This is a genomic window from Variovorax rhizosphaerae (genome assembly GCF_037889975.1).
GTDB lineage: Bacteria > Pseudomonadota > Gammaproteobacteria > Burkholderiales > Burkholderiaceae_C > Variovorax > Variovorax rhizosphaerae.
Map to the genome: position 1 here is coordinate 1 of NZ_JBBKZT010000091.1, position 2,400 is coordinate 2,400.

General features: G+C 63.6%; 3 protein-coding genes. All 3 read right to left on the bottom strand.

Annotation, left to right across the window (positions count from 1 at the left end; genetic code table 11):
- On the bottom strand, positions 1–182 hold a 182-nt coding region (locus WKW82_RS40355), incomplete at its 3' end, for a GNAT family N-acetyltransferase (protein ID WP_422823716.1).
- A gap of 18 nt (positions 183–200) precedes the next feature.
- Positions 201–1,445, bottom strand: coding sequence for a complex I 51 kDa subunit family protein (locus tag WKW82_RS40360; protein WP_340348822.1), 1,245 nt, complete (start codon positions 1,443–1,445; stop codon positions 201–203).
- Positions 1,446–1,464: 19 nt separating this feature from the next.
- Positions 1,465–2,400, bottom strand: a 936-nt coding sequence (locus WKW82_RS40365; protein WP_340348823.1) for an FAD-binding protein, incomplete at its 5' end; no start/stop codon positions are given.

Consider the following 2,400-nt stretch of genomic DNA (forward strand, 5'->3'; position numbering starts at 1 on the left):
ACGACCTTGCCGTCCTTTTCGGCGACCCAGGCGCGCGCGTTCTCGTCCATCAGCACTGGAAGGGTTTGCAGCGTGACGCCCTGCGAGGCAAGTTCCTCCAACGACATTTCGTTTTCACGCACGCTGGTCCGGATCTCGAAGAAGGAAGGCAAATCGGCAGGGACTGCAGGGCGAGTTCGCATGACGTATGTCCCGCCTCGCTAAGCCATCAGCAATGCTTCGTACTCATCGATGAAGTGGTGCAGAGAACTCTCCACCACTGTTACCGCACCATCGATCAGTCCGCAGCGCCCGCTGCCGGGTAGGAGGCGGCAGAGGTTCTCCAGCGCCTCCAGGTCACTGCGCACGCCGCGCCCGGTGTCGATGCGATTGAGCACTTGAGCGAGCTGAAAAGTGCCCCCCTTGCAAGGCGGGCACTGACCACACGATCCTTGCGCAAAGAAGTTCACGTATTCCGCCACCTTGCGGACGATGCCCGTGCCTTCGGATACCACGATCATTGCGCCAGTCCCCAGGCGAGAGCGCCTCTGGCGCACCGAGTCGAAATCAAGCGGAACGTCCAGATCGCCCTTGGTGAGCAGGGTGTTCGAAGGCCCACCGGTAAAGACCGCCTTGAACGCCTTGCCCTGGAGCATCCCTCCGCCGTGTTCGAAGACGAGTTCCTCGAGGGTCGTCCCCATCGGCAACTCGTACAACCCGGGCCGCAATACGTCGCCGGAGAGGGAGTAAAGCTTGGTGCCTGATGCATTCCCGAGCCCCAGGCCGCGATACCACGACGCGCCATGTCGCAAGATACCGGGCACATGCGCCAGTGTTTCGGTGTTGTTGACGATGGTGGGCGCTCCATGCACCCCCATTTCGGCCGGAAAGGGCGGCTTGCGGCGCGGGAAGGGAAAGCCACCTTCGACTGTCGCGATCACGGCAGTCTCCTCGCCACCGATGTAGAGACCTGAGCTCGGCACGACGGAAAGCGATAGCGCCCCACCAAGGGAGTTCTCGATGGCCGCGTAGAGTTCATGCCCACGCCACTGGCTCACGGCATCACGGGTGACGGCAAGGGCGCGCGGCTGATGGGGATTGACGTAGACGACCACGTGATTGGCACGCGTGGCGACGGCGGCGATCAGCGCGCCCTCGATGACCTGGTGCGGCGTGTGCTCGAGCAGGAATCGATCCTTGAATGTGCCAGGCTCGTCCTCGTTTCCGTTGCAGATGACGTACTTGTCCCCGTCCGCCGCACCGGCCACGGGAGCCCATTTGCGATGGGTCGCAAAGCCTGCGCCCCCCATACCCCTCAGGTCGGCCTGTTCAATCTCCGGGATCACCGCAGCGGGCTCTTGCAACGCCTTGGACACACCCTCGCCGCCGCCACGAGCAAGCCAGGCAGGCAGGTCGGCGCCTACCATCATGTCGTCCTTCATCAGCACCTGGTTCGACTTGTGCATCGTTCTGGTCCAAGACAGCTCACCGGACGCCGGCCAGCGAGCGTCCTCGTTCCTTCGGGCGCACGCTCGCATCCGCGCGAAGGTCGAAATTCGCATAGTCCGGGAAGAGCAGCGGTGAACGCAAGTCCAGGGGCAGTCCTGCCAAGGTCAGCTCCCGCTGCCAGGCATGCACGTGAGTGATGCCGGCTCGACCGGTGATCAAACTGCCCGCCGACTCTGCTGCTTTTGCTCCGGCACGTCTTCCCATGCTCAGGATGTCGAGCAGCGCGTTGCCCATCAGTCGGTTGCGACCATGGATGCCGCCAGTCAGCTCGCCAACGCACAGCAGGCCGGCGACGTTCGTCGCGCCGTGCTTGTCGATCGCGACCCCTCCGTTTTGATAGTGCAGCGTCGGGTAAACGAGAAAAGGCTCTTTGGCCGGATCGTGACCGCACTTGTGAGCGAGATGCCGCAGCGTCACCAGACGCTTCTCAAGGATGCCAGGACTTTCCTTCTCGAGCGTGGGCGTGTCGAGAAAGACGCCGACCTGCCCATCGCGCTCGATCCCTCGCCCTTCGCCACATTCACGCAGGATCGCGGAGGCCACCACGTCACGGGCCTTGAGTTCGTCGACGAAGCGTTCCCCTCTTCCGTTGAGCAGCTTGGCACCCGCGGACCGAGCCGCCTCGGAGATCAGCCCGCCCGCAAGGTGGGGCGGATAGGCAATGCCGGTCGGGTGGTACTGGAAGGAATCGAGCTCTCGCAGGCGTGCTCCCATGCGGTACGCGAGAACCAGCCCATCGGCGGTAGCGCCATAGTGATTGGAGGTGGGAAAACGATTGAGGTGCAGCCGGCCCGCCCCGCCCGTCGCGAGGATCACTGAGCGCGCCCGCACCATCACGAAGCTGCGCCACTCCAGGTTGTAAACCACTGCGCCGGCGCATCGTCCGCGCTCATCGGACAGCAGTTCCACCAC

Excerpts from the sequence above, each read along its gene's own strand:
- WKW82_RS40360 (WP_340348822.1), bottom strand. The coding sequence starts at position 1,445 with ATGCACAAGTCGAACCAGGTGCTGATGAAGGACGACATGATGGTAGGC.